The organism is Streptomyces sp. NPDC034670 (assembly GCF_055574875.1).
In genome coordinates this window covers 51065-71150 of sequence record NZ_JBVITR010000016.1, presented here as the reverse complement: position 1 = coordinate 71150, position 20086 = coordinate 51065, and the positions used below count along the sequence as shown (strand labels likewise).

Here is a 20086-nt window from a genome sequence, read left to right as displayed (position 1 = left end):
CCGCGGGAGCGGGGGGGGGGGGGGGGGGGGCGGCCCCAGCCCCCCCCCCCCCCCCCCCCCCCCCCGCCCTCTCCCGCCCCGCCCCCCTCCTCGCCCCACCGTGCGGCCCGCCCCACCCCCGTCGGTCCGGGCGGGTCCGGTCGGCCCGGGCGGGTCCGGTGCCGGTGGCGGCCCGCCGGGCTGTCAGAGGACGACCTCCACGTCGTAGGCGCGCAGCCAGGCGTCCAGCTGGAGCGTGGTCTCCAGGGCCGCCCGGCTCATGCCGTGCTCCAGGGCCGCCGCCCCGTCCCGGCGCACCGCCTCCTTCAGGGCCGGCGCGATGAGAGGGCTCAGGGGGCCGGACCCGGTGCGGACCAGGTCCGCCAGGCGCTCGCGCAGCGTCCGGTCGTAGGCCTCGGCCCGGATGGAGGGGTACGGCGTCTTGATCCGCTGGGACACCGCGTCCGGCAGCAGGTCCCTCATCGCCGCGCGCAGCAGGCTCTTCTCCCGTCCGTCGAAGCCCTTCATGGCCCACGGGATGTTGAAGGTGTACTCGACCAGGCGGTGGTCCGCGAACGGCACCCGCACCTCCAGGCCGCAGGCCATGCTCATCCGGTCCTTGCGGTCGAAGAGGACCTGGGCGTGCCGGGTGAGGGCGAGGTAGGTGACCTCGCGGTAGCGGGCCTCGACCGGGTCGGCGACGGACCGGCGGGCGTCGATCTCCGCGACCGCCGTGCTGTGGCAGTCCCGTTCGTACGCCGCCAGGTCCAGCTTGGCGAGCAGGTCGGGGGTGAAGACGACCTCGTTGCCCCGGTAGTTGTGGCGGCCCTCGTGGACCCAGGGGAACGTGGAGGACAGCACCGTGTCCCGTTCGCGCTGCCAGCGGTAGCCTCCGAAGACCTCGTCCCCGCACTCCCCGGAGAGGGCGACGGTGGAGTGCCGCCGCACGATGCCGAACAGCAGGTGCAGGGAGGCGTGTTCGTCGCCCTTGGCGATCGGCAGGTCGTACGCCTCCAGGACGGAGGCCCGCAGCGCGGGGTCGAGCAGGTCGGGCGCCGCGAGCGGGAGCTCGCTGTGGTCGGAGCCGACGTGCTCGGCGAGCAGCCGGGCGTAGAGGTGGTCCTCGTTGGCCCCGGCGCCCGCCGAACCGTCCGGGTCCGGGTCGCTGACCGAGCAGGAGCGGATGCGCCCGAGGCCCTTGGCCCGGGAGACCCGGGCGGCGAGCGCGGTCAGCGAGCTGGAGTCGAGGCCGCCGGACAGGAGCGTGCACAGGGGGACGTCGGACACCATCTGCTGTTCGACGATGTGCTCGAGGAGCTCCCGCACCGTGCGGATCGTCCGGTCGAGGGGGTCCGTGTGCTCGGCGACCTCCAGGCGCCAGTAGCGTTCCTCCGTGATGCCGGAACGGCCGACACGCACCATGCCGCCGGCGGGGACCTCGCGCATCCCGCGGAAGACCGCGTGGCCGGGGACCTTGGCCACGGACAGGATGTCCCGCAGTCCGTCGGCGTCGAGCACCGGCGTGAACTCCGGGTGGGCGAGGATCGCCTTCGGCTCGGAACCGAAGAGCACCCCGGAGGGGGTTTCGGCGTAGTACAGCGGCTTGACCCCCATGCGGTCCCTGACGAGCAGCAGCTCCTCGCGGTCCAGGTCCCAGACCGCGAAGGCGTAGATGCCCTCCAGACGGGTGGCGCACCCGGGGCCCCACTGCTGGTAGGCGCGGAGCACCACCTCGGTGTCGCTGCGCGTGGTGAAGCGGTGGCCCAGGCCGGCGAGCTGGGCGCGCAGGTCCTGGAAGTTGTACGTCTCGCCGCTGTAGGTCAGCGCGGCGCGTGCGCCCGGGGAGTCCTCGGCCGTCATCGGCTGGCAGCCGCCCTCCAGGTCGATCACGGAGAGGCGCCGGTGTCCGAGGGCCACGTGGTCGCTCGTCCACAGGCCGTCGGCGTCGGGGCCGCGGCGGGCCATGGTGGCGGTCATGGCCCGCGCCGTGTCGTGGTCGATCGGGCGGGCGAAGTCGACCCAGCCGGCGATACCGCACATGTTCGAGTACTCCTGGGAAGGTGTCGGGCGTGGTGCCCCGGTCGGACGACGGGGGCCGAAGGGGGCGCGGACGGTCGGACGGTGCGGCCTCAGAGGCGTTCGACGTGGGGCTGCGGGTAGGCCGAGCCCCGGGTGTCCAGGAGCAGCGGCGCGTGCTGTTCGATCACGTCGATGTCGAAGGCCTTGTGCTGCTGGAGCAGCACGGCCAGGTCCGTCCGCGCGAGGGCGGTGGGCAGGTCCGGGTCGGCGGCCGCGACGGGCGTGCCGTCCACGGTCCAGTGGGGTACGTACGGGTCGTGGTAGGACACCTCCGCGCCCCTCGCGCGCAGCCGCCTGACGACGTCGCGGGCGGGGGTCTCCCGGTGGTCGGCGATGTCCGCCTTGTAGGTCACGCCGAGCAGCAGGACCCGGGCTCCGGTGAGCGTCCGGCCCGCGCGGTCGAGGAGGTGCTGTGCGCGCTCGACGACGTAGCGCGGCATCCGCATGTTGATCTCCTGGGCCAGTTCGACCATGCGGAAGGGGTAGCCGAGGGTGCGGACCTTGTGGGCCAGGTAGTTGGGGTCGATCGGGATGCAGTGGCCGCCGACGCCGGGGCCGGGCCGGAACGCCTGGAACCCGAACGGCTTGGTGGCGGCGCAGGAGATCGCGTCCCACAGGTCGATGCCGAGTTCGTGGCAGAACACCGCCATCTCGTTGACCAGCGCGATGTTGACGTGCCGGTAGGTGTTCTCGATGAGCTTGGCCATCTCCGCCTCGCGGGTGCCGACGGCCTGCACGACGCTGTCGACCAGCTTCCCGTAGAAGGCGGCCGCGGCCGTGGTGCAGGCGGGTGAGTGGCCGCCGACCACCTTCGGCGTGTTGCGGATGCCGAAGACCTTGTTCCCGGGGTCCACCCGCTCCGGCGAGAACGCCAGCCAGAAGTCCCGGCCCGCGCTCAGCCCGGACTGCTCGAGGAGCGGCCGCACCACCTCGTCGGTCGTGCCGGGGTAGGTGGTCGATTCGAGCACGACCAGGGTTCCCCGCCGCAGATGGCGGGCGATCATGGCGCAGGCGCTCTCGACCATGGTCAGGTCGGGGCCGCTGTGCGGGGACAGCGGGGTGGGCACGCAGATCACGACCGTGTCCGTCCCGGCGACGACCCGTTCGTCGGTGGTGGCGGCGAAGCCCCGGGCGCGCAGCTCGGCCACGGTGGCGTCGTCGACGTCGTCGACGTGCGAGACGCCGGAGTTGAGCCGGTCGACGGTCGCGGCGTCCCGGTCGAGGCCGACGACGTTCAGGCCCGCCCGGACGGCTTCCACGGCGAGGGGCAGACCCACGTAGCCGAGTCCTATGACGACAAGATCACTGCGCACAGCATTCCCTTTCGGATCGGGGACACCGCCGGGGAGCGGGGCACCGGGGAGGGCGGGCGGCGCCGCGGGCGCGAAAGCGCCGCCGCGGACCGGGCCGCGTTCAGACGGCCCTGGCGCGGACGGCCAGGGCGGCGACGAGCAGGGGCGGGGCGAGCAGGAGCGTGAAGGCGGCCGCGTAGCCGCCGAGCGGGCCGGCGCCCGCGGCCAGACAGGCGTTGAGCACGGCGGAGGCCAGCGCCAGGACGACGACCTGGCCGAGGTTCATGTTGGTCTGCAGCGCGCTGGTGGTGTGGCCCTGCCGGTGCGGCGCGCTGTGCTTGAGGGACAGCACGGTGACGCACGGGTCGAGCAGGCCCATGCCGACCGCGGCCAGCGGCATGGCGGCCGCCGCGACCAGGGGGTGCACGCCGGGGAGGCTTCCCGCGACGGCCAGCGCGACGGAAGCGGCCATGATCAGCGCGCCGACGGTGACGAGGCGGTGCCGGGCGACGTGCTGGAGCGCCTTGCCCTGCACCCAGGAGGCACCCGCCCACAGCACCGCGGCAGCGGTGAACGCCACGCCGACCGTCACCGCGGCGACCCCCCGCTCGGTGATCAGCATCAGCGGGACCAGGGCCTCGACGGTGAAGTACGTGCCCGAGGTGAGGCCGCGCAGCAGCACCGTGGTCGGCAGCCCGCGGGCGCTCCGCCAGGTGCCGGCCGGCAGCAGGCGGGGGGCGAACACCACGAGCAGGGCGATGCCGACGGCGACGAACACCAGGTGGTCCACGTCCCACTCCGACACCCCGTACTGGCCGAGCGCCGCGCCGAGGCTGAGCATCGCCGCCACGAACAGGGGCGGGCGGGCGGCGCGCTCCTCGGCCGGCGGCAGGTCGGCGGGAGCGGCGCCGTCGTCCGCGGCGGGCCGGCGGAGCACGATCACCAGCGCGATCGCGGGCAGGACGGTCAGGGCGGCCAGGCCGTAGAACACCGCCCGCCAGGACCACCACTCGGCGACCACGCCGGCCAGCGGCGGTCCGACCAGCGACGGGATCACCCAGCTCGCGCTCATCAGCGCGAGCATCCTGGGCCGCAGCCGCTCGGGGTAGGACTGGCCGATCGCGGTGGTCACGGACACCGCGACCATCCCGGCGGCCAGACCGTCCACGAACCGGCCGGCCGCCAGCTGCCAGATCGACCCGCTGGAGGCCGACACCAGCAGCGTCACGACGGACAGGACCATGCCGAGGGCCAGCGGACGGCGCGCCCCCGACCGGTCCGCCCAGTGCCCGCCGAGCACCCCGCCCAGCAGGCTGGCGGCCACGAAGCAGCCCGCCACCAGCGGGAACAGGGACACTCCGTCCAGGTCCCGGGCCGCCGTCGGCAAGGTGGGCACCACGGCCAGCGCGGCGAACCCGGTCAGGAACATCACCACGGCGAACGTCGCCGTGGCGGCCGTGTACGGGCGCGAGAAGATGCCCGGCTCGGTGACGGCGGTGGGTCCGGGCGCCGGGCGGCTTTCAGCCATCGCCGCCCCGTCCCGCCGGACCGGGGACGTCGTCGTGGGTGTCGCAGGCCAGCCACTGGGCCTGTGCCCGGGCCCCGCCGCGCACGTCGGCTCCGGGACGCCAGCCGGTCTCGGCCGTGATGAGGCCGGTGGACATGAGGGGGGTGTGCGGGCCGTCCGCGGCGCGGGTGTGCCGCCACGGGGTGCGGCGGGCCGTGTCGGTGACGAGCTGGGCCAGCTCGGCCTCCTCGTAGCGCGCGGACGCCACGTTGTAGACCGCCGAGCGCACGGGGGAGGCCAGGACCGCGGCGAGCGCGCCGGCCAGGTCGCGGTGGTCGACGATCTGGTGACGCCGGCTGTCGAGGAGTTCCATGGGGCGCCGGGTCCAGGCCCGCAGCATCCACGAGGCCAGCACGCCGCGCAGCGGGGCGTGCGGTCCGACCTGCTCGGCGAACCGCACGACCTGGACGGGCACGCCGGTCTCCGCACCCCAGCGCCGGCACGTCTCCTCCGCGGTCCACCAGGCGAGCGCCTCGGCGTCCGCCGGCGGCGCCGAGACGGCGTCCTCGGCGCACTCCTCGTCGCCCAGCCCGCGGTAGACCGCGGCCGAACCGGCGAGGACGAGGCGCCGCACGCCGAGCTTCTCCGCGTCGGCGAGCAGGTCCGGCAGGGCCTGGCCCCCGCTGTGCGGATCACCGAGGTGGACCACCGTGTGCACGTCCGCGCCCAGCCGGTCGGCAGGGGCCGCGGCACATCCCGCGTCGGTGAGCAGACGCGCCAGCTGTTCCCTGAAGGCCGCCGGGCCACCGGTGACCGCGACACCGGCGGCGGTGTCGCGGGGGACGGCTCCGGCGGCGGCGCGGGCCGGGGCCGCGCGGTGTGCCGCCCGGCCCGCGGCGAACGCGGCCAGGGCCAGCGTCCGTATCCGCGGGATCATCTCCATCAGTTCGGCGCCGGTGTACTCCTCGCACAGACCACCGGGCCCCAGGGAGTCCATCACCGTGTCGGCCACCGCCGGGTCGGGGTCCGCCGCCGTCAGGCCCTCGACCACGACGCCGGTGGCGAAGGCCGTCAGCCACACCTGCCGCCGTACGGCGGCCGTCAGACCGTGGCCCTCCGCCGCCCCGACCGCCCCGAGATCGGCGTCACAGCGGTCCAGCAGGCCGACGCGCCGCAGGTACCGGTCGGTGTCCAGGTGCTCCCAGCGCGTCCCGTACCGCACCGCGCACTTGGCCTCCCCGTACTGGTAATAGGGGACGACGGGGAACGAGGAGCATGCGTATGTGGGCGCTTCCACGGCCCGGTCGGAGAAATAGGTGGCGCGCCGCCACCCGTGCGTGCTGTTCCCCGCCAGGCTCGGGACGTCGTCGTGGTCGATGGTGCTGGGAACCGCGATGCGCACCGGAATTCCCAGTGATTTCAGATATCGCTGGATGACGACGTCGTAAGGCCAGCCGTTCCCGTGTGCCGCGGCGAATTCCGCGTATCCGCGGGCTACGTCGGCGGGCATCATGAGCGCGAGCGACGGCACGTGTTCGTCGATCGCGTAGGCCCAGTGCGCTCCGGTGAGAGCACCGAGTCGCACCACTCCGCTGTTTCTTCCCTCCCACCCCTCGTAAAAGGCCACGGCCTCTTCGGGGACGGCGGCGGCGACCTTTTCCAGGTAAGGAAAGAAATCGTCGGCCATCAGGACGTCGTCCTGGAACACCACGTGGTGCGTGGCGTCGTCCCCGACACAGGACCAGGAGGGGTTCGCGGTGCGCAGCGCGGTGGGCGGGCCGGACGGATCCGGGTCCGTGACGACGCGGACGCGTCCTCGCGGGTCGCGCGCCGCGATGGCCTCGGCGGCGGCGACCCTCCTGGGGTGGGTCATCACGGCGCCCGTCAGAGAGATGGGGTGCACGGCTTCCCTTCTGGCCGTTCGGGTCGGGCCGGCCGGACGGCCGGCCCGGGGGTCGGGGACGGTGTCAGCTCTCGGCCGCGGCCGAGTTGCGGACCTGGCGCACGTTCTCGTTGAGACCGTGGTCCGCGCCCTGCTCCCGTTCGAGCCGGATCATGGCGGCGGGGCGGTAGTTGAGGATGTAGGCCCGGCGGGTGCCGTCGGTGGTGTTGCCGCGTGAGCCGTGCAGCGTCGTGCCCGTGTGCGCCACGGCCTCACCGGCCCGCACCGGCACGGGGGTCGCGCCCGGCTCGTCCTCGGAGCAGTCGCACTCGATGTTCCTGCCGTCGCTCGTGGGGCGGTGCGGCCGCAGGGGCAGGCGGTGCGAGCCCCGGACGTACCACATGCAGCCGTTGTCCACGTCCGCGTCGTCGAGCGCCACCCAGATCGACACGGCCCGGTGGTCGGGCATGTCGATCCAGTACGCCGCGTCCTGGTGCCAGGGGGTGGGCACACCGCTGCGGGGCTCCTTGTGGATCATCATGTCGAAGTCGAGCTCCGCGTCCGCCCCGATCAGCTCGCGGGCGAGCGTCAGCGCCCGCTCGTGCAGGGGGAGCTCCCGCAGCGGCGGGTGGAGCGCCGACGGCCACATGATCTGCGTGATGTTCTCCCGGACCCCGTCCTTCAGCGGGACGTGCGAGCCGAGGTCGGACCTCTTGTCGCCGGCCGCTATCTCCCCGCTCAGGAACCGGTCGTAGATGTCGCGGTAGATGGCGAGGTCCTCCGGGGGAATGAGCTCCCCTAAGGACACGAATCCGTCTTCAGTGATTCTCTGTGCAACTTCGGAAGGCGCCTGTGTGCTCACGGTCAACAGCCTCATCCCTCCTTCTCTCACAGCACTCGCATACTTCGGTGCGGAGAAAGGAGTTGTCGTCGAAAGGTGAGTCCGGGAATCAGAGAAAGTTGGTCTGGACCATTGATCAAAACCTTATGAGGAGCCTCGGGAGGAGGTCAACAGTGAGATCCGGACCGGACGCCACAAAGATCACGCCAAGCGTTCCCCGGTAATCCGGAATCCCTGGCGTGCGGACGATCACGGCCGTTACGATCCGGCGCGCCATGCCCCCGGGCGCAGCCCCACCGCGAGGAGACAGACGTGATCGACCCGGCCGAGCCGGCCGCCCCGCTGCGCGTACGCGCGGCGGTGCGTCGCAACCCCTACGCCTACATGCTCGACGACGCCGAACTCGCGGAGCTGCTGCGCGCGCTGGGCGAGCGACGGGCCGCGAGCATCGCCCGCAACCACGCCGCCGCGCCCGGCAGGGCACCGCGCGGCCCCTACCCGCGCCCCGCCATGGGGTTCGTCGTCCTCGACCCGACGGCCGACGCGGGCACCGACCCGGCCGATGCCGTGCTCGGCGCGCTCACCGTCGGAGAGGGGGCGCGTCGCTTCCTCCCGAACGCGGCCGCCAAGGCCGCCGCGCACCGGCGCCTCAAGGGCGACAACGGCACGGCCGTGCACACCGACCCGCACCTCCTCGGCACCGGCGCGTTCCGCTACGGCCACTCCGCCGAGGTGCGCGGCGTCGTCGTCGCCGCCAGCTCGCAGTCCACCGATCAGGACCTGTACGAGGCCTCGCGCCTCGCCGCCGAACTCGTCGAGGAGATCGGCGCCCGCCACCGGGAGTACGAGTGGCGCCGGGGCGAGACGGACTGGCTCTCCGACACCGACGGGCCGCCGGCCGCGTACACCGAGATGATCGCGTGGTTCCCGGACGAGCCGGCCGGCGCCGCCGTCTGACCGAGGCGCCGGGAAAGGGCGGCGGCTCCCCCTTCCCTCCCCGGTCCCTTCCCTCCCCGGTCCGGCCGTCGCCGTCCGGGCGGTGACGGCCGCCCCGTCGCCCCGTGCCACCGCTCCGTCCGCGGGGCCGGACGCCCGTCACGGCACGGGCGAGGTGTCCGGCGGGACCGGCGGGCGGCTGCCGGGGCCCGTGACCGGCCTCGGCGCCCCGGCCGGCGGGGGCCGGGACCGCGCGGGCCCGGCCCCCGCCGCGCGACGGGGTCCCTCGGGTGCTCAGTCCCCGGGCGGGGTCTGTCCGCGGCGGGTGAGGACCAGGCCCGCTCCGCCGAGGACGACCAGACCGATGGCGGTGCCGGCGATCCACGCGGTGGCGTCGGAGGATCCGGTCGCGGCGAGGTTGGTGTCGGTGGACGCGGCCGCGAGGGGGGTGGGACTCGGCCCGCTCAGGGTGTGGGCGGTGGTGCCGGTCTCCGCGGTCCGGGTCCGGCAGTCGAGCATGCCGGTGAACCGCTTCTCGAAGCCGCCCGACCCCTGGACCGTGAAGTCGTACCGCTGGTCCTCGCTCAGCGGAACCGTCACCGTGCGGGTCTCGCCCGGCGCGACGGTGTGCTCCCGGCCCGCCAGCTCGAAGGTGAAGGGTTCGTCGCCCTGGTTGCCGGCGGTGACGTCCACCCCGCCCTCGGCGCAGTTCTCGCGGGCGGACAGGGCCGGTATCGGCCCCTCCTGCGCCCAGGTGACGCTCGCCGTCGCCGAGACCGTCGACTCGCTGGAGCCGGCCAGGATCTGGGTCTGGCTGCGGCCCTCGGAGGCGAACGCCCGGCCGACCGGCACCGTGGTCGAGGCGTGCGCGGTCAGCTGGGCCGTGCCCGCCGCCGCGTCCTCGGGCACGTCGAAGAAGATCCGGCTGCCGTCGGCGGCGGCGGTGACGGGCCTGCCCTCCTCGTCGACGATCCGCACCCCGCTCGTGGCGTCCGCCGGCGGGGAGACCGTCACGCTGTGCGCGTCCGTGCGCACCGTCACGGGGCCGATCCGCTCACCCGGGCGGCCGGAGACCGCCGGCGGGTCCAGGGTCAGCGACGCCCTCGGCTCCGGCCGGTTCCGGGCCTTCTCGTACAGGTAGTCCGCGAGCTGCTCGGCCTGCGGGTCGACGGCGTCCACGTCCACGTCGTCGGAGTAGCGCCAGATGGCCACCTGCGTACCGGCCGCCGCGTCCTGCTCGGTGAGCTGGCCGCGCACACCCGCCTTCTCGGCGAGTGCCGCGAGGTCGTTCACCTGGGGGTAGGAGTTCTGCAGGATCCAGCGGATCCGCCCGGCGTCCTTGTTGGTGCCCAGCGAGGTGCCGCTCCAGGGAGCCTCGTGGTACTTGGCGTCCTTCTGCGTGGGCGTCCGGACGTCGACGCAGTACGTCTGCAGCGTGCCGCCGCCCTCGACGGACATCTCGAACAGGCCCGCCGGCACCTGCTGGTCCCCGGCGGCGCCGCGTATCACGGCCGCCCCGTACGCCTTCAGCCCGCCCACGGTCGCGACCGCCCCGCCCTGCCTCGGCACCGTCTCGTGGGCGACGGCCGTCCCGGCGCCGGTCAGCACGCCGGCGAGGGCGAGCCCGGACACCAGTGTCCCGGCGGCGAGGCGGGTCGCCCCACGTCCACGCGCGGACAACGCAGAGAACGAAGCAAACACCGAATTCCCTTCCGGGCAGGACCCGTTGACGTGAGGGGGGCGGTCCCACCAGCAGAATCACGGCCCCGAGCCTCCCGGGAGCCATGCCCGGCATCCTAAGGAGGCGGCACGCCACGCTTGTTCGATCATCCCGTCGCGAGGGTGATCCGACTCGGAATCGTTATCGCCGAGGCGTCCCCGCATCGATTTGTCGGCACATCAACTCGGGGACGACTCGGTACACATGCGCCGACAAGGCACACTCCGGTCGGCGCCGTCGCCGAGCGGCGTACGACGACGACGGACTCTGACGTCACGTCACCAGCTCCGGGTGAGCGGGGCGTTGGGGTCCGTCCGCTCCGGCCGCCTCCGGTGCGTCGCCGGGCCGGGTCCGCCAGTCGGGCTCGGACCGGTCCGGCGACGCCGCCGGCTCCGGCCGGCCCGTGCGCTTGAAGGCGGAGGTGCCGCGGGCGAGGTCGTGGCCGATCGCCACCGCGTCGATGTCCGCCGACACCCGGCCCTGCTGTCCCTCGCGCAGTTCCGTGCGCACCTTCAGGCGGCCCTGGACGACCACCGGCTCGCCCACCGACAGCGAGGCGGCGGCGTTGGCGGCGAGCTGCCGGTTGGCCCACACCGTGAAGAAGTTGGTGTGCCCGTCCGCCCACGTGCTCTTCTCCCGGTCCCAGTACCGCGAGGTCACCGCGAGCCGGAACCTCGCCGACGGGCCGGACGCCGTCTCCCGGTACACCGGCTGCGTCGCCACATTGCCCACCGCGCAGACCATCGTCTCGTTCATCGCGCTTCCCTCCCCGGGCCGGGCGCCGCCACCGGTGCCGGCCGGATCCGCGTACGGGTCCGTCCCGTACGGCTGCGTCTGCCGCGACGGCCGCACCCCCACGCGGTGCGCCGCCGTCGCCGCGGCGGCCGCGGACCGGGCCGCGATCGCCGCGAAGCCAGACTGCCTCCGCCGGGCCGGGCCCGCCGAGCGCTGTGGACCGTCCCCCGTCTGTGGACATCTCCGTCACCCGGACGGGTCACCCTGGCCGAACAGGCCACCCCCGGACGGACAGGCCACCTCCGGACGGACAAGGCCACTCCCGACGGACAAGGCCACCCCCCGACGGACAAGGCCACCCTCGGACGACCGGATCACCCGCAGCCGACCGGGAACCCCGACAGGCCGGGAACCGCGGCCGGCCGGAACCCTCCGCCCTCCCCTCAGCCCCTCCCGACCCGGGCCCCGGTCCCGGCCCCCACGACCCGCCCGTACTGCTCCCGCACCTCCAGGTACCGCAGCAGCTCCGCCGCCACCGGATCCAGGACCCTGGCCCGGCCGCACCCGGCGGCCGCCTCGCGCAGCCGTCTCTCCGCCTCCTGCCCGTACCGCCGGGCCGGTCCCCGGGCGGCCATGCGGCAGCTCCACTCGACGAGCGGTCCACCGGCGATGCCGAGCACCATCAGCAGCACCGGCACCCCCAGGTTCGGCGACACGACCCCGATGATCTGCCCCAGCAGCCACAGTCCGCCCACGAACTGAAGGAGCGTCATCGACGCCTGGACGAGCACGGCCACCGGCCACCACCCGGGCCTCGGCGGCCTGCCCGGCGGCAGTCCCGCGCGCACGGCCAGCTCGTCCAGCGCCTCTGGCAGCCCCTGGGAACCGCGCACCGCCGCCTCCCGCACCGCCTGCGCCCACGGCGCCGGCAGTCCGGCCGAGGCCCGGTCGGCCACCGTGCGCACGGCCTGCTCGACGCGCTGCCGGGCCGTGATCTCCTCGTCGGGCTGCCCCCGGAGCTGCCGTCCCGTGGCCGGCTCGCCCCGGCCCTGGCACCAGCGCCACAGCCGCAGCCAGGGCGTGCCGCACGCGCGGTTGGCGTTGCGCAGCCAGGCCCGTTCGGCGGCCTCGCCCGCCGCGGTGGCGCCCACGGCGTCCGCGAGCCGGTCCGAGAACTCCTCGCGCGCCTCCTCGCTCAGCCCGGTGCGCCGGCGGGCGGCGTACACGGGCCACAGCCGGGCCGCGGCGACGTCCACGTCGGCGGAGATCCGGCGGCCCGGGGCCCCCCGTTCGGCCACGAAGCGGGCCAGCGCCTCCCGCAGTTCGCCGACCCCGTCGCCGGTGAGCGCGGACAGCGCGAGCACGGTCGCCCCGGGCTCGCCGTACTCCCCGAGGGCGACGCCGTCCTCGTCGAGCAGGCGCCGCAGGTCGTCCAGGACCTGCTCGGCGGCCTCCCCGGGCAGCCGGTCGATCTGGTTCAGGACGACGAACATGACCTCCGCGTGGGCCGCCATGGGCCGCAGGTAGCGCTCGTGCAGCATGGCGTCGGCGTACTTCTCGGGGTCGACGACCCAGATGACCGCGTCGACCAGCGCCAGCACGCGGTCCACCTGCTCGCGGTGGAGCACGACCGCCGAGTCGTGATCGGGCAGGTCGACCAGGACCAGGCCGCGCAGCCGCTCGTCCGCGTCCACCGTCGCCTGCAGCGGACGCCGCCGGAGCCGGGGCGGGATGCCCAGCCGTTCGATGAGGCTCGCCGCGCCGTCGCTCCAGCTGCACGCGATGGGCGCGGCGGTGGTCGGCCGCCGCACCCCGGTCTCCGAGATGGCCACCCCGGCCAGCGCGTTGAACAGCTGGGACTTGCCGCTGCCGGTCGCGCCCGCGATGGCGACGACGGTGTGCTGCCCGGAGAGCCGGCGCCGCACGGCGGCCTCCTGCAGGACCCGGCCCGCCTCCGCGAGGGTCCGGTTGTCGAGCCGGGCGCGGGAGGACCCGACCAGCTCGCGCAGCGCCTCGAGCCGCAACCGCAGCGGCGTGTCGTACGCCAGGGGGGGCACGTTCTGCGGCCCGGGGCTCCGGGACTCCCCCACGGCCGACTCCCCCTCCCCGGCGTTCCCGGTCACCCGCCGCGCGATCAGCCCGTCGCCCCAGGGGGCCGTGTCGGTCCCCGTGCGGCGGGCGGGGCCCGCCGGTCCCGCACGGTCCGCGCGGGACGGGCCCCCGGCGGTGTCGTGGCCGCCCTCCCCGGACGACCCGGCCCCTTCACGACCGCCCTGCCCGGCACGACCACCTTCCCCGGCACGGTCGTCGCGCCCCGGGCGGTCGTCGCGTCCCGGGTGGTCGTCGCGTTCCGGACGGCTGTCGTCGCGCGAGGTGTCCCCCCGGCGGTCGGGGTGCTCGGCGTGCTCCTGGTCAGTGACGGCGGTCACCGGTCACCTCTCCTTCTGCAGTACGGACAGCGCGGCGATGAGTTCGGCCTGGGGTTCCGCGTGCACCTCGAGCGCGTCGAGCGGGGCGAGCCGGCGCTCCCGTTCGACGCGCAGGATCCGGTCCATGTGCTCGATGAGCAGCCGTCCGCCCCGGTCGCGCAGCCGCAGCGCCCCGTGCGCGCCGATCCGCTCGGCGAGCCCTTCCCCCGCCGCGCGCGTCCGGCGGCCGCCCAGCAGCACCGTGGCGACCAGCGCGGTGACCGTCTCGGGGTCGGGGGCGACGCTGCGGTCCAGCTCGCGCGTCTCCTCCTCGACGTACTCCTCGAGCTCCCGCCGCCAGCGCCGCACGGCGAGCCCGACGCGGTGCTCGACGCTCTCCGGCGAGGAGTCCCGGGCGGCGAGCTCGGGGGCGTCCGCCGCGGGTTCGCGCCGCCAGGCGTCGTCGATGCGCTCGTCGGCGGCGGCGACGGCGCACAGCAGCAGCGTGCTCAGGCTCTCCACCAGGGCGTCGAGGAGTTCGCCCGGGGTGCAGTCGAGCGGGAAGGCGCGCCACCGCTTGAGCGCGTCCCCGGAGAGGACGGCTCCGGCCTGCAGCCGGCTCCGTACCCGCGCGTGCTCGCCGTCGTACGCCCCGTCGACGGCCGCGGTGAGCCGCAGCGCGGCCGCGTACTGCGCGGCGGCGGCTCCGGCCAGTTCGGGCATGCGGGTGTTGAGGGAGTCGAGGACGCCGTGCGCGGTGCGCGCCAGGACCTGCTGCCGGGCGGTGGGATCGTGCGTCTGGTGCACGAGCCAGGTCCGCAGCGACGCCACGGCGGTGGCGGGCAGCAGCCCGCCGCCCCAGGCCGACTCGGGCAGCTCGGGCACGGTGAAGCGCGGTACGTGGCCGAGGCCGGCCTTGGTGAGCAGGGCGCCGTACTGCCGTGACACCTCGGACACGACCTGGTGGGGCACCCGGTCCAGGACGGTCACCAGGGTGACGTCGTACTCCTTGGCGGTGCGCAGCATGTACCAGGGCACGGCGTCCGCGTAGCGGGCGGCGGTGGTGACCATGATCCAGACGTCCGCGGCGCAGATCAGCTCGGCGGCGAGGACCCGGTTGTCGGACAGCAGGGAGTCGATGTCGGGCGCGTCCAGGAGGGCCAGCCCGGGGGGCAGCGTCTCGGCGGTCTCGACCCGCAGCACGCGCGCGGGGTTCTCGCCGGGGAGCAGCAGGTCCTCCGACGGGTCGCGGTGGCGGGACACCCACACGCGCGTGAGGTCGGGCAGCACCCTCATCCCGCTGAACCAGTGATGGTCCTCCGGGTGGCAGACGAGCACCGGTGTCCGTGTCGTCGGCCGCAGCACACCCGCCTCGCTGACGCGCCGTCCCACGAGGGAGTTCACCAGGGTGGACTTCCCGGCCCCGGTGGATCCCCCCACGACGGCCAGCAAGGGCGCTTCGGGATCTCTCAGCCGGGGCACCAGGTAGTCGTCGAGCTGCGCGAGCAACTCGTCGCGGTTGGCACGCGCGCGTGGGGCCCCCGCCAGGGGCAGCGGGAAGCGTGCGGCGGCGACACGGTCGCGCAGGGCGGAGAGTGCGTCGAGCAGCTGAGGCCGTACGTCCAAGGTCACCACATGCGAAGAATGCCCAATTTTAGGGGAATTCTGAAACATATGAGCATGTCTGCGTGCCGACAGGACACAAGGGGCGGAGGTGACGTCCGGGACGCGGACGCAGTCCAGGCATAACGAGTACACAACACCCGATGCGTGAGGCGCCGAAATCGGTGCACGATTCGTACCTGCCTGCGATTATCAGGACCGCTTCACCGAACCTCCACACCGAGCCACGGAGGCGAGGCGATCGGGGCAAGGATGCGGGGAGCCCTATCCTTGTCCCCGGCAGCGTCGGGGAACGGCCCACTCCGGGCACCACGACGACAGGCCGTCACACCGGCCCCCGTAGCTCAGCGGATAGAGCAGGCGCCTTCTAAGCGCTTGGCCGCAGGTTCGAGTCCTGCCGGGGGCGCAAACCCATCTGACCAGCGGAAACGCTGGTCTTTTCCCTTTTCGGGGGGATGGGGCACGCCCCGGGCCGAGCGCCTTCCCGCCCACCGCCGGGTTCCGGTCGACGGGCCGCCATGTCGGGATCGCCCACAAATGAGTGGTTCCACCCCAAAGGCGGGTTTATCGGCAATCATGGACGGGTTCATCGCCGTTCCCTCTGTCCCGGAGTCGCGCATGCGCACTACCGCCACCATCCCCCTGGGCGCACCGAACGCACACCGCCACGGTTCCGCCCCGCCCGCGTCGGATCAGGTCGAGGAGCGGAGTCTCACCTTCGAGGGCTTCGCGTACACGTGCCGCATCGTCCACCAGAACGCTCCGCGGACCGTCCCGCTGGTACTGCTCGGGGGCTCGTCCCAGAACAGGCACTCCTGGCAGGGCCACGAGAGATGGCTGTCACCGCTGTGCACGCTGGTCACCGTGGATCTCCCCGGTTACGGCAGCTCGGACTTCCTGCCCGCCCGGTACGGCATGGACTTCCTCGCCGCCGCGGTCAGGCACATGCTGGTGAGCATCGACATGCCGCAGGTGAACCTGTTCGGGGGCTGCTTCGGTGAAGTCGTCGGCCTCCGCTTCGCGCAGCTCCACCCCGAGTTCGTCCGGCGCATCGTCTTCTGCGGCGCGGCGAAGCGCCTTCCCGGGATCTACACCGACGCGGTGCCGCGCCTGTCGCAGGCGCTCGAACGGGGCGACGCCGAAGGGGCCGCCGACGGACTGGTGCACCTGTTCATGTCGAACCCGGGGGCCGGCCGGGTCCGCAAGCACGCGGTGGTCGCCCGCCTCCTCCGTCACCAGTTCCTGAACCAGACGCCGGACGAGGTCAGGAAGGCCGTCGAGCACAACACCCGGCTGCTGTCGCACGGGTGCTACGAGCCCCTGCCCGTCCCCGAGGTGCCGGCCCTGGTGTTCACGGGGGAGTACGACACCCTGTGCACCCCGCAGATGGGCCGTGAGCTCGCCGCGACGATGCCCTCGGCCCGCTTCACGACGGTCAGGGAGGCGGACCACCTGGTCACGGTCGAGCGCAGGGAGGAGTCCGCCGAACTGATCGGCCGGTTCTGCACCGACCTCCCCATCGACGACCTGCCGTACTGCACCGCCGTGGAGTCACCGGGCGCCGAGCTCGTCGGCGCGACGGCGTGCCGGTGACGGACATACGGGGAGTGGCCGGAACCCGATGTCGGGTTCCGGCCACTCTCCGTCGTACGGACGTCTCCGCGGTGCGGGACGTCAGGGTCCCTAGCCCGGGAGGGTGACGCTGCTCGTGCAGGAGACCTCGGGTCCGCCGGAGCAGGTCTGCCTCGAGTCGTTGACGAAGCGGATCTTCCCGTGCTCCTCCGACGTGACCTCGTGCTCACTCACCTGCTCGCAGCGGACGGTGCCCCGGCTGTCCTTGACGCAGTTGCCCGGGTTCTCGGCACCGACGGCCTGGACGGCACCGGCGCCGATCAGGGCGAAGCCCCCCAGGACGCCCGCCACCGCCGCCATCTTCTTCGACTTGAACATCTACCTGTTTCCTTGACGGTCGACCCGCCGCCGGGCGGCGGAGTCGTTCCGGATGACTGGACCGGTCACACCGGCCAACGAGTCGGGCAGGCCCGGGACCCGACCACCTGGGTTCGGGTCCCGGGACCTGCCCGGATCACGTGCTGGTGATCACGTACTGGTGATCACTTGCCGCCGATGGTGAAGCTGGTGCCACAGGCCACGGAGTTGACGTCGTTGGTCTCCTGGGTGTTGAGGCCCAGGATGGCGATGCCGACGTTGACGTCCTCGATGTTGATGAGGCCCTCGGTGGAGTTGTCCTGGGCGCAGGTGGTGGCCTGCTCGTTCTTCAGCTCGAACTCCGGCTTGTCACCGGCGTGGCTGACGCCGGCGCCGAGGAAGCTGACACTGCCGAGCATGGCCATCACGACGGCGGCCTTCTGGTACTTGCGCATTGCTTCTCCATTCTCGTCTGACACGTTCCGTATGGATCGCATCACTGACAGTCGCTAATCTAGGCGACGTTTTGCGGCAGTTGGTAAGTGAAACGCCGAATCGCGCCTTTTTCTGCAAAGAGGTCGTCGAGCCTCACTGACGAGGCGTCAGAACTCCGCGCCGTCGACGGCGGCGCCGTTCGTGCACGAGAGCTTGGGGGCCGAGCCGGAGCAGGCCACCGTCGACTCGTTGACGAAGCGGACGCTTCCGTCCCGGCCGGCCGGAAGCCGGTACTGCTTCGCCTGCTCGCAGCGGACGGTGCCCCGGCTGTCCTTGACGCAGTTGCCCGGGTTCTCGGCACCGACGGCCTGGACGGCACCGGCGCCGATCAGGGCGAAGCCTCCCAGGACGCCCGCCACCGCCGCCATCTTCTTCGACTTGAACATCTACCTGTTTCCTTGACGGTCGACCCGCCGCCGGGCGGCGGAGTCGTTCCGGATGACCGGACCGGCCACACCGGCCGACCGGCCGGGCGGGCCCGGGACCCGAGCGCGTGGCTCCGGCCCCGGGACCCACCCAGATCACCTGCCGGTGATCACTTGTGCTTGCCGCCGAGGTTGAAGCTGGTGCCGCAGGCGACGGAGTTGGCGTCGTTGGCCTCCTGGGCGTTGAGGCCCAGCAGGGCGGCGACGCCCACGTTGACGTCCTCGACGTTGACGAGGCCCTTGGTCGAGTTGTCCTGGACGCAGGTGGTGGCCTGCTTGTTCTTCAGCTCGAACTCCGGCTTGTCACCGGCGTGGCTGACGCCGGCGCCGAGGAAGCCGACACTGCCGAGCATGGCCATCACGACAGCGGCCTTCTGGTACTTGCGCATTACCTCTCCGTTTCTCGAGTAGACACAACCCGTGGCGGGTTGGTCACTGCCAGTGGTTAACGTAAGGGAGGTTTGCGGCTCTGGGTAGGAGAAACGCCCATATGCGTAAGTTTCTTACGAAGTTGCAGGTCGCAGGGTTGCCACGCGGGGACACGCGGGCGGATCGGGCGGGTCGCCCCGTTGCGTTCTCGTGGCCTTGCAGGAGGGCCGGCGGGCCCGGCCGCCGCCTGTCCCGGCGCGGTGCCCGGTCGTTCGCGGGCGGCGGGTCCGCAGGAAGCGGATGCGCGGGAGTTGCCCCGACGCCCGCGGCGGTACCGCACCGGCGTCCCGTCCACCGCGCTCCGCGGCGGACCCCGAGGGCCCCGGCGCGCGGACGCGCCGGGGCCCTCCCCCGTGCACCGTGAACCGGGCCCTCCCCCGTGCACCGCGGACCGGGGACCGCGTCCCCTCACGCGTAGCGGTAGATCCGGCCGACGTCCTCCAGTTCGGCCGGTGTCACGTCCCACGGCGGCAGCCGCTCCTGGCGCGCCACGATCCGGCCGCGCTGTGCGTCGCCGGGGCCCGGCGCCGTCGCGGGCAGGTAGCGGGCCCCGCGGTGGCGGAGCTGCCAGCGGTGCCACTGCAGGTCGACGAAGGCGTGGTGCAGCCAGAAGACGGGGTCGTTGACCGAGGCGGCCCCGAGCATGTCCCCGCCGACCCAGCGGTGCACCCGGTTGTGGTTGCGCCACGAGGCGCTGCCCCGGCCGGTGCCCCAGCCCTCCATCCGGTTGCGGAAGCCCCGGGTGACCGTCGAGTCCCAGGGCGCCGCGTCGTAGCGGGGCTCCTTCAGCGCCCATTCCAGATCGTCCCGGGTGGGCAGGTCGATCGGGGCGCTCTTGCGGCCGAGGTCCCGGGTGAGGAACTCCCCTTCGACGACGCCCACCCTGATGGCCCAGTTGCCCTCCCGGTGGGCGAACGGACCGGTGGTCACCCGGTGGTCGGAGCGGCGTCCGTCGCCGCCGAGGAGGTCCGCCGTCCACGGGGTGGAGCCGGCCGTGCGGTCGCGGGTCCAGTCCCAGTACGGCAGGGTCACCGAATCGTCCACCCGGCGCAGGGCGTTCTCCAGGTCGAGCAGGAACCGGCGGTGCCAGGGCAGGAAGGAGGGCGCCATGTGCGCGGTGCGCAGTCCGCGCTCGCCGTCGGCGGCGTAGTACGTGAGGTGCGTCCGCACGAACTCGTCGTACTCGCCGCGCCGTTTGACCTCCAGCAGCGCGTTGACGAAGCGGCGTTTCTCGCCGGCCGTGAGCGTGCCGGCGTCCTTACGCACGTACGTCATGCCGGCTCCCCCCGTGCGGGTGTGCCGTGCCGTCCGCGGGGGCGCGCAGCCGCCGGCCGGGGGCGAGGGCGTCGACGGCCGCGCGGGCGGCCTCGAGCGGCGTCCGGTACGAGCAGTAGTGGTCGACCGTGCTCAGCCAGGTGCCGTCGGCGCGGCGCATCAGGTGGAGGGGGCGTCCGTCGACGGTGACGTGCCACCGGCCGTCCCCGGCCGCGCCGCGCGCGGGGATCCACACGCCCCGGATGCGACGGCCGCGGTGGAGCACGTCGAAGGGCGCCCGGTCGGGGAGCGCCCGCCCGGAGCCGGTGCCGGCCGGGGTGCCGTCCCCGCGGCCGGGGGGACGCGGGGAGCGGAAGGCGGCGAGCAACGGGGTCAGGCCGGCGGTGAGGGCGCAGGCGCGCAGGCCGCGCGCCACCTCCCGCCGGGTTCTGCCCACCGGACCGGGGCGCGCCGCGCCCGGTGTCGTCTCCTCGGCACCCGCCGGTGCCGCGCCGGAGCTGATGACCATGGTCCTCTCCTCGTTCGTGTGAT

17 protein-coding genes and 1 tRNA gene are annotated in these 20086 nt (G+C 73.6%); 3 read left to right on the top strand and 15 right to left on the bottom strand.

Annotation, left to right across the window (positions count from 1 at the left end; genetic code table 11):
• Positions 1-183: 183 nt before the first annotated feature.
• The 5 genes from asnB to ACZ56B_RS14135 all read right to left on the bottom strand — a co-directional run bounded on the left by asnB (position 184) and on the right by ACZ56B_RS14135 (position 7547).
• A complete protein-coding gene (gene asnB / locus ACZ56B_RS14155; RefSeq protein WP_468789657.1) occupies positions 184-2019 on the bottom strand; it encodes an asparagine synthase (glutamine-hydrolyzing) in 1836 nt (611 codons plus the stop codon).
• A gap of 89 nt (positions 2020-2108) precedes the next feature.
• Positions 2109-3371, bottom strand: a complete 1263-nt coding sequence (locus ACZ56B_RS14150) for a nucleotide sugar dehydrogenase (protein WP_468789655.1) — start codon at positions 3369-3371, stop codon at positions 2109-2111.
• Between the two features lie 100 nt (positions 3372-3471).
• A complete protein-coding gene (locus ACZ56B_RS14145) occupies positions 3472-4878 on the bottom strand; it encodes an MFS transporter (protein ID WP_468789653.1) in 1407 nt (468 codons plus the stop codon).
• Positions 4871-6760, bottom strand: a complete 1890-nt coding sequence (locus ACZ56B_RS14140; protein ID WP_468789652.1) for an NAD-dependent epimerase/dehydratase family protein — start codon at positions 6758-6760, stop codon at positions 4871-4873. Before ACZ56B_RS14140 ends, ACZ56B_RS14145 begins: the two co-directional genes overlap by 8 nt.
• Positions 6761-6824: 64 nt before the next feature.
• Positions 6825-7547: a phytanoyl-CoA dioxygenase family protein gene (locus ACZ56B_RS14135; protein ID WP_468789650.1), complete on the bottom strand. Its 723-nt coding sequence runs from the start codon at positions 7545-7547 to the stop codon at positions 6825-6827.
• 345 nt (positions 7548-7892) lie between these two features.
• Here ACZ56B_RS14135 and ACZ56B_RS14130 point away from each other — a divergent pair, with 345 nt between their 5' ends.
• Positions 7893-8537 (top strand): hypothetical protein, encoded by a 645-nt coding sequence (locus ACZ56B_RS14130; protein WP_468789648.1) that lies wholly within the window; start codon positions 7893-7895, stop codon positions 8535-8537.
• A gap of 273 nt (positions 8538-8810) precedes the next feature.
• Here the strand turns inward: ACZ56B_RS14130 and ACZ56B_RS14125 are convergent, their stop codons facing one another.
• The 4 genes from ACZ56B_RS14125 to ACZ56B_RS14110 all read right to left on the bottom strand — a co-directional run bounded on the left by ACZ56B_RS14125 (position 8811) and on the right by ACZ56B_RS14110 (position 15014).
• Entirely contained in the window at positions 8811-10217 is a 1407-nt protein-coding gene (locus ACZ56B_RS14125; RefSeq protein ID WP_468789646.1) for a Cys-Gln thioester bond-forming surface protein, read from the bottom strand.
• 292 nt (positions 10218-10509) lie between these two features.
• Positions 10510-10992, bottom strand: a complete 483-nt coding sequence (locus ACZ56B_RS14120) for a single-stranded DNA-binding protein (RefSeq protein ID WP_468789644.1) — start codon at positions 10990-10992, stop codon at positions 10510-10512.
• Positions 10993-11414: 422 nt separating this feature from the next.
• Positions 11415-13400: a YfjP family GTPase gene (locus ACZ56B_RS14115; protein WP_468789642.1), complete on the bottom strand. Its 1986-nt coding sequence runs from the start codon at positions 13398-13400 to the stop codon at positions 11415-11417.
• A gap of 3 nt (positions 13401-13403) precedes the next feature.
• The gene (locus ACZ56B_RS14110) at positions 13404-15014 is read right to left on the bottom strand and encodes a dynamin family protein (RefSeq protein WP_468789640.1); all 1611 of its coding nucleotides are present in this window, start codon (positions 15012-15014) and stop codon (positions 13404-13406) included.
• 321 nt (positions 15015-15335) lie between these two features.
• Between ACZ56B_RS14110 and ACZ56B_RS14105 the strand changes: the two genes are divergently transcribed.
• Positions 15336-15408 (top strand) — tRNA-Arg (locus ACZ56B_RS14105).
• Positions 15409-15620: 212 nt separating this feature from the next.
• Entirely contained in the window at positions 15621-16595 is a 975-nt protein-coding gene (locus tag ACZ56B_RS14100; protein ID WP_468789638.1) for an alpha/beta fold hydrolase, read from the top strand.
• 90 nt (positions 16596-16685) lie between these two features.
• Here ACZ56B_RS14100 and ACZ56B_RS14095 read toward each other — a convergent pair whose 3' ends face one another.
• The 6 genes from ACZ56B_RS14095 to ACZ56B_RS14070 form a co-directional block, all read right to left on the bottom strand.
• Positions 16686-16952: a hypothetical protein gene (locus tag ACZ56B_RS14095; RefSeq protein ID WP_468789636.1), complete on the bottom strand. Its 267-nt coding sequence runs from the start codon at positions 16950-16952 to the stop codon at positions 16686-16688.
• A gap of 164 nt (positions 16953-17116) precedes the next feature.
• Positions 17117-17386 (bottom strand): hypothetical protein, encoded by a 270-nt coding sequence (locus tag ACZ56B_RS14090; protein WP_468789634.1) that lies wholly within the window; start codon positions 17384-17386, stop codon positions 17117-17119.
• A gap of 147 nt (positions 17387-17533) precedes the next feature.
• Entirely contained in the window at positions 17534-17812 is a 279-nt protein-coding gene (locus ACZ56B_RS14085) for a hypothetical protein (protein ID WP_468789632.1), read from the bottom strand.
• A gap of 149 nt (positions 17813-17961) precedes the next feature.
• On the bottom strand, positions 17962-18240 hold the full coding sequence (locus ACZ56B_RS14080; RefSeq protein WP_468789630.1) for a hypothetical protein: 279 nt from the start codon (positions 18238-18240) through the stop codon (positions 17962-17964).
• Between the two features lie 448 nt (positions 18241-18688).
• The gene (locus ACZ56B_RS14075) at positions 18689-19555 is read right to left on the bottom strand and encodes a tyrosinase family protein (RefSeq protein WP_468789628.1); all 867 of its coding nucleotides are present in this window, start codon (positions 19553-19555) and stop codon (positions 18689-18691) included.
• On the bottom strand, positions 19539-20063 hold the full coding sequence (locus ACZ56B_RS14070; protein ID WP_468789626.1) for a tyrosinase family oxidase copper chaperone: 525 nt from the start codon (positions 20061-20063) through the stop codon (positions 19539-19541). The genes ACZ56B_RS14075 and ACZ56B_RS14070 overlap by 17 nt, the downstream gene beginning before the upstream one ends.
• Between the last annotated feature and the right edge of the window lie 23 nt (positions 20064-20086).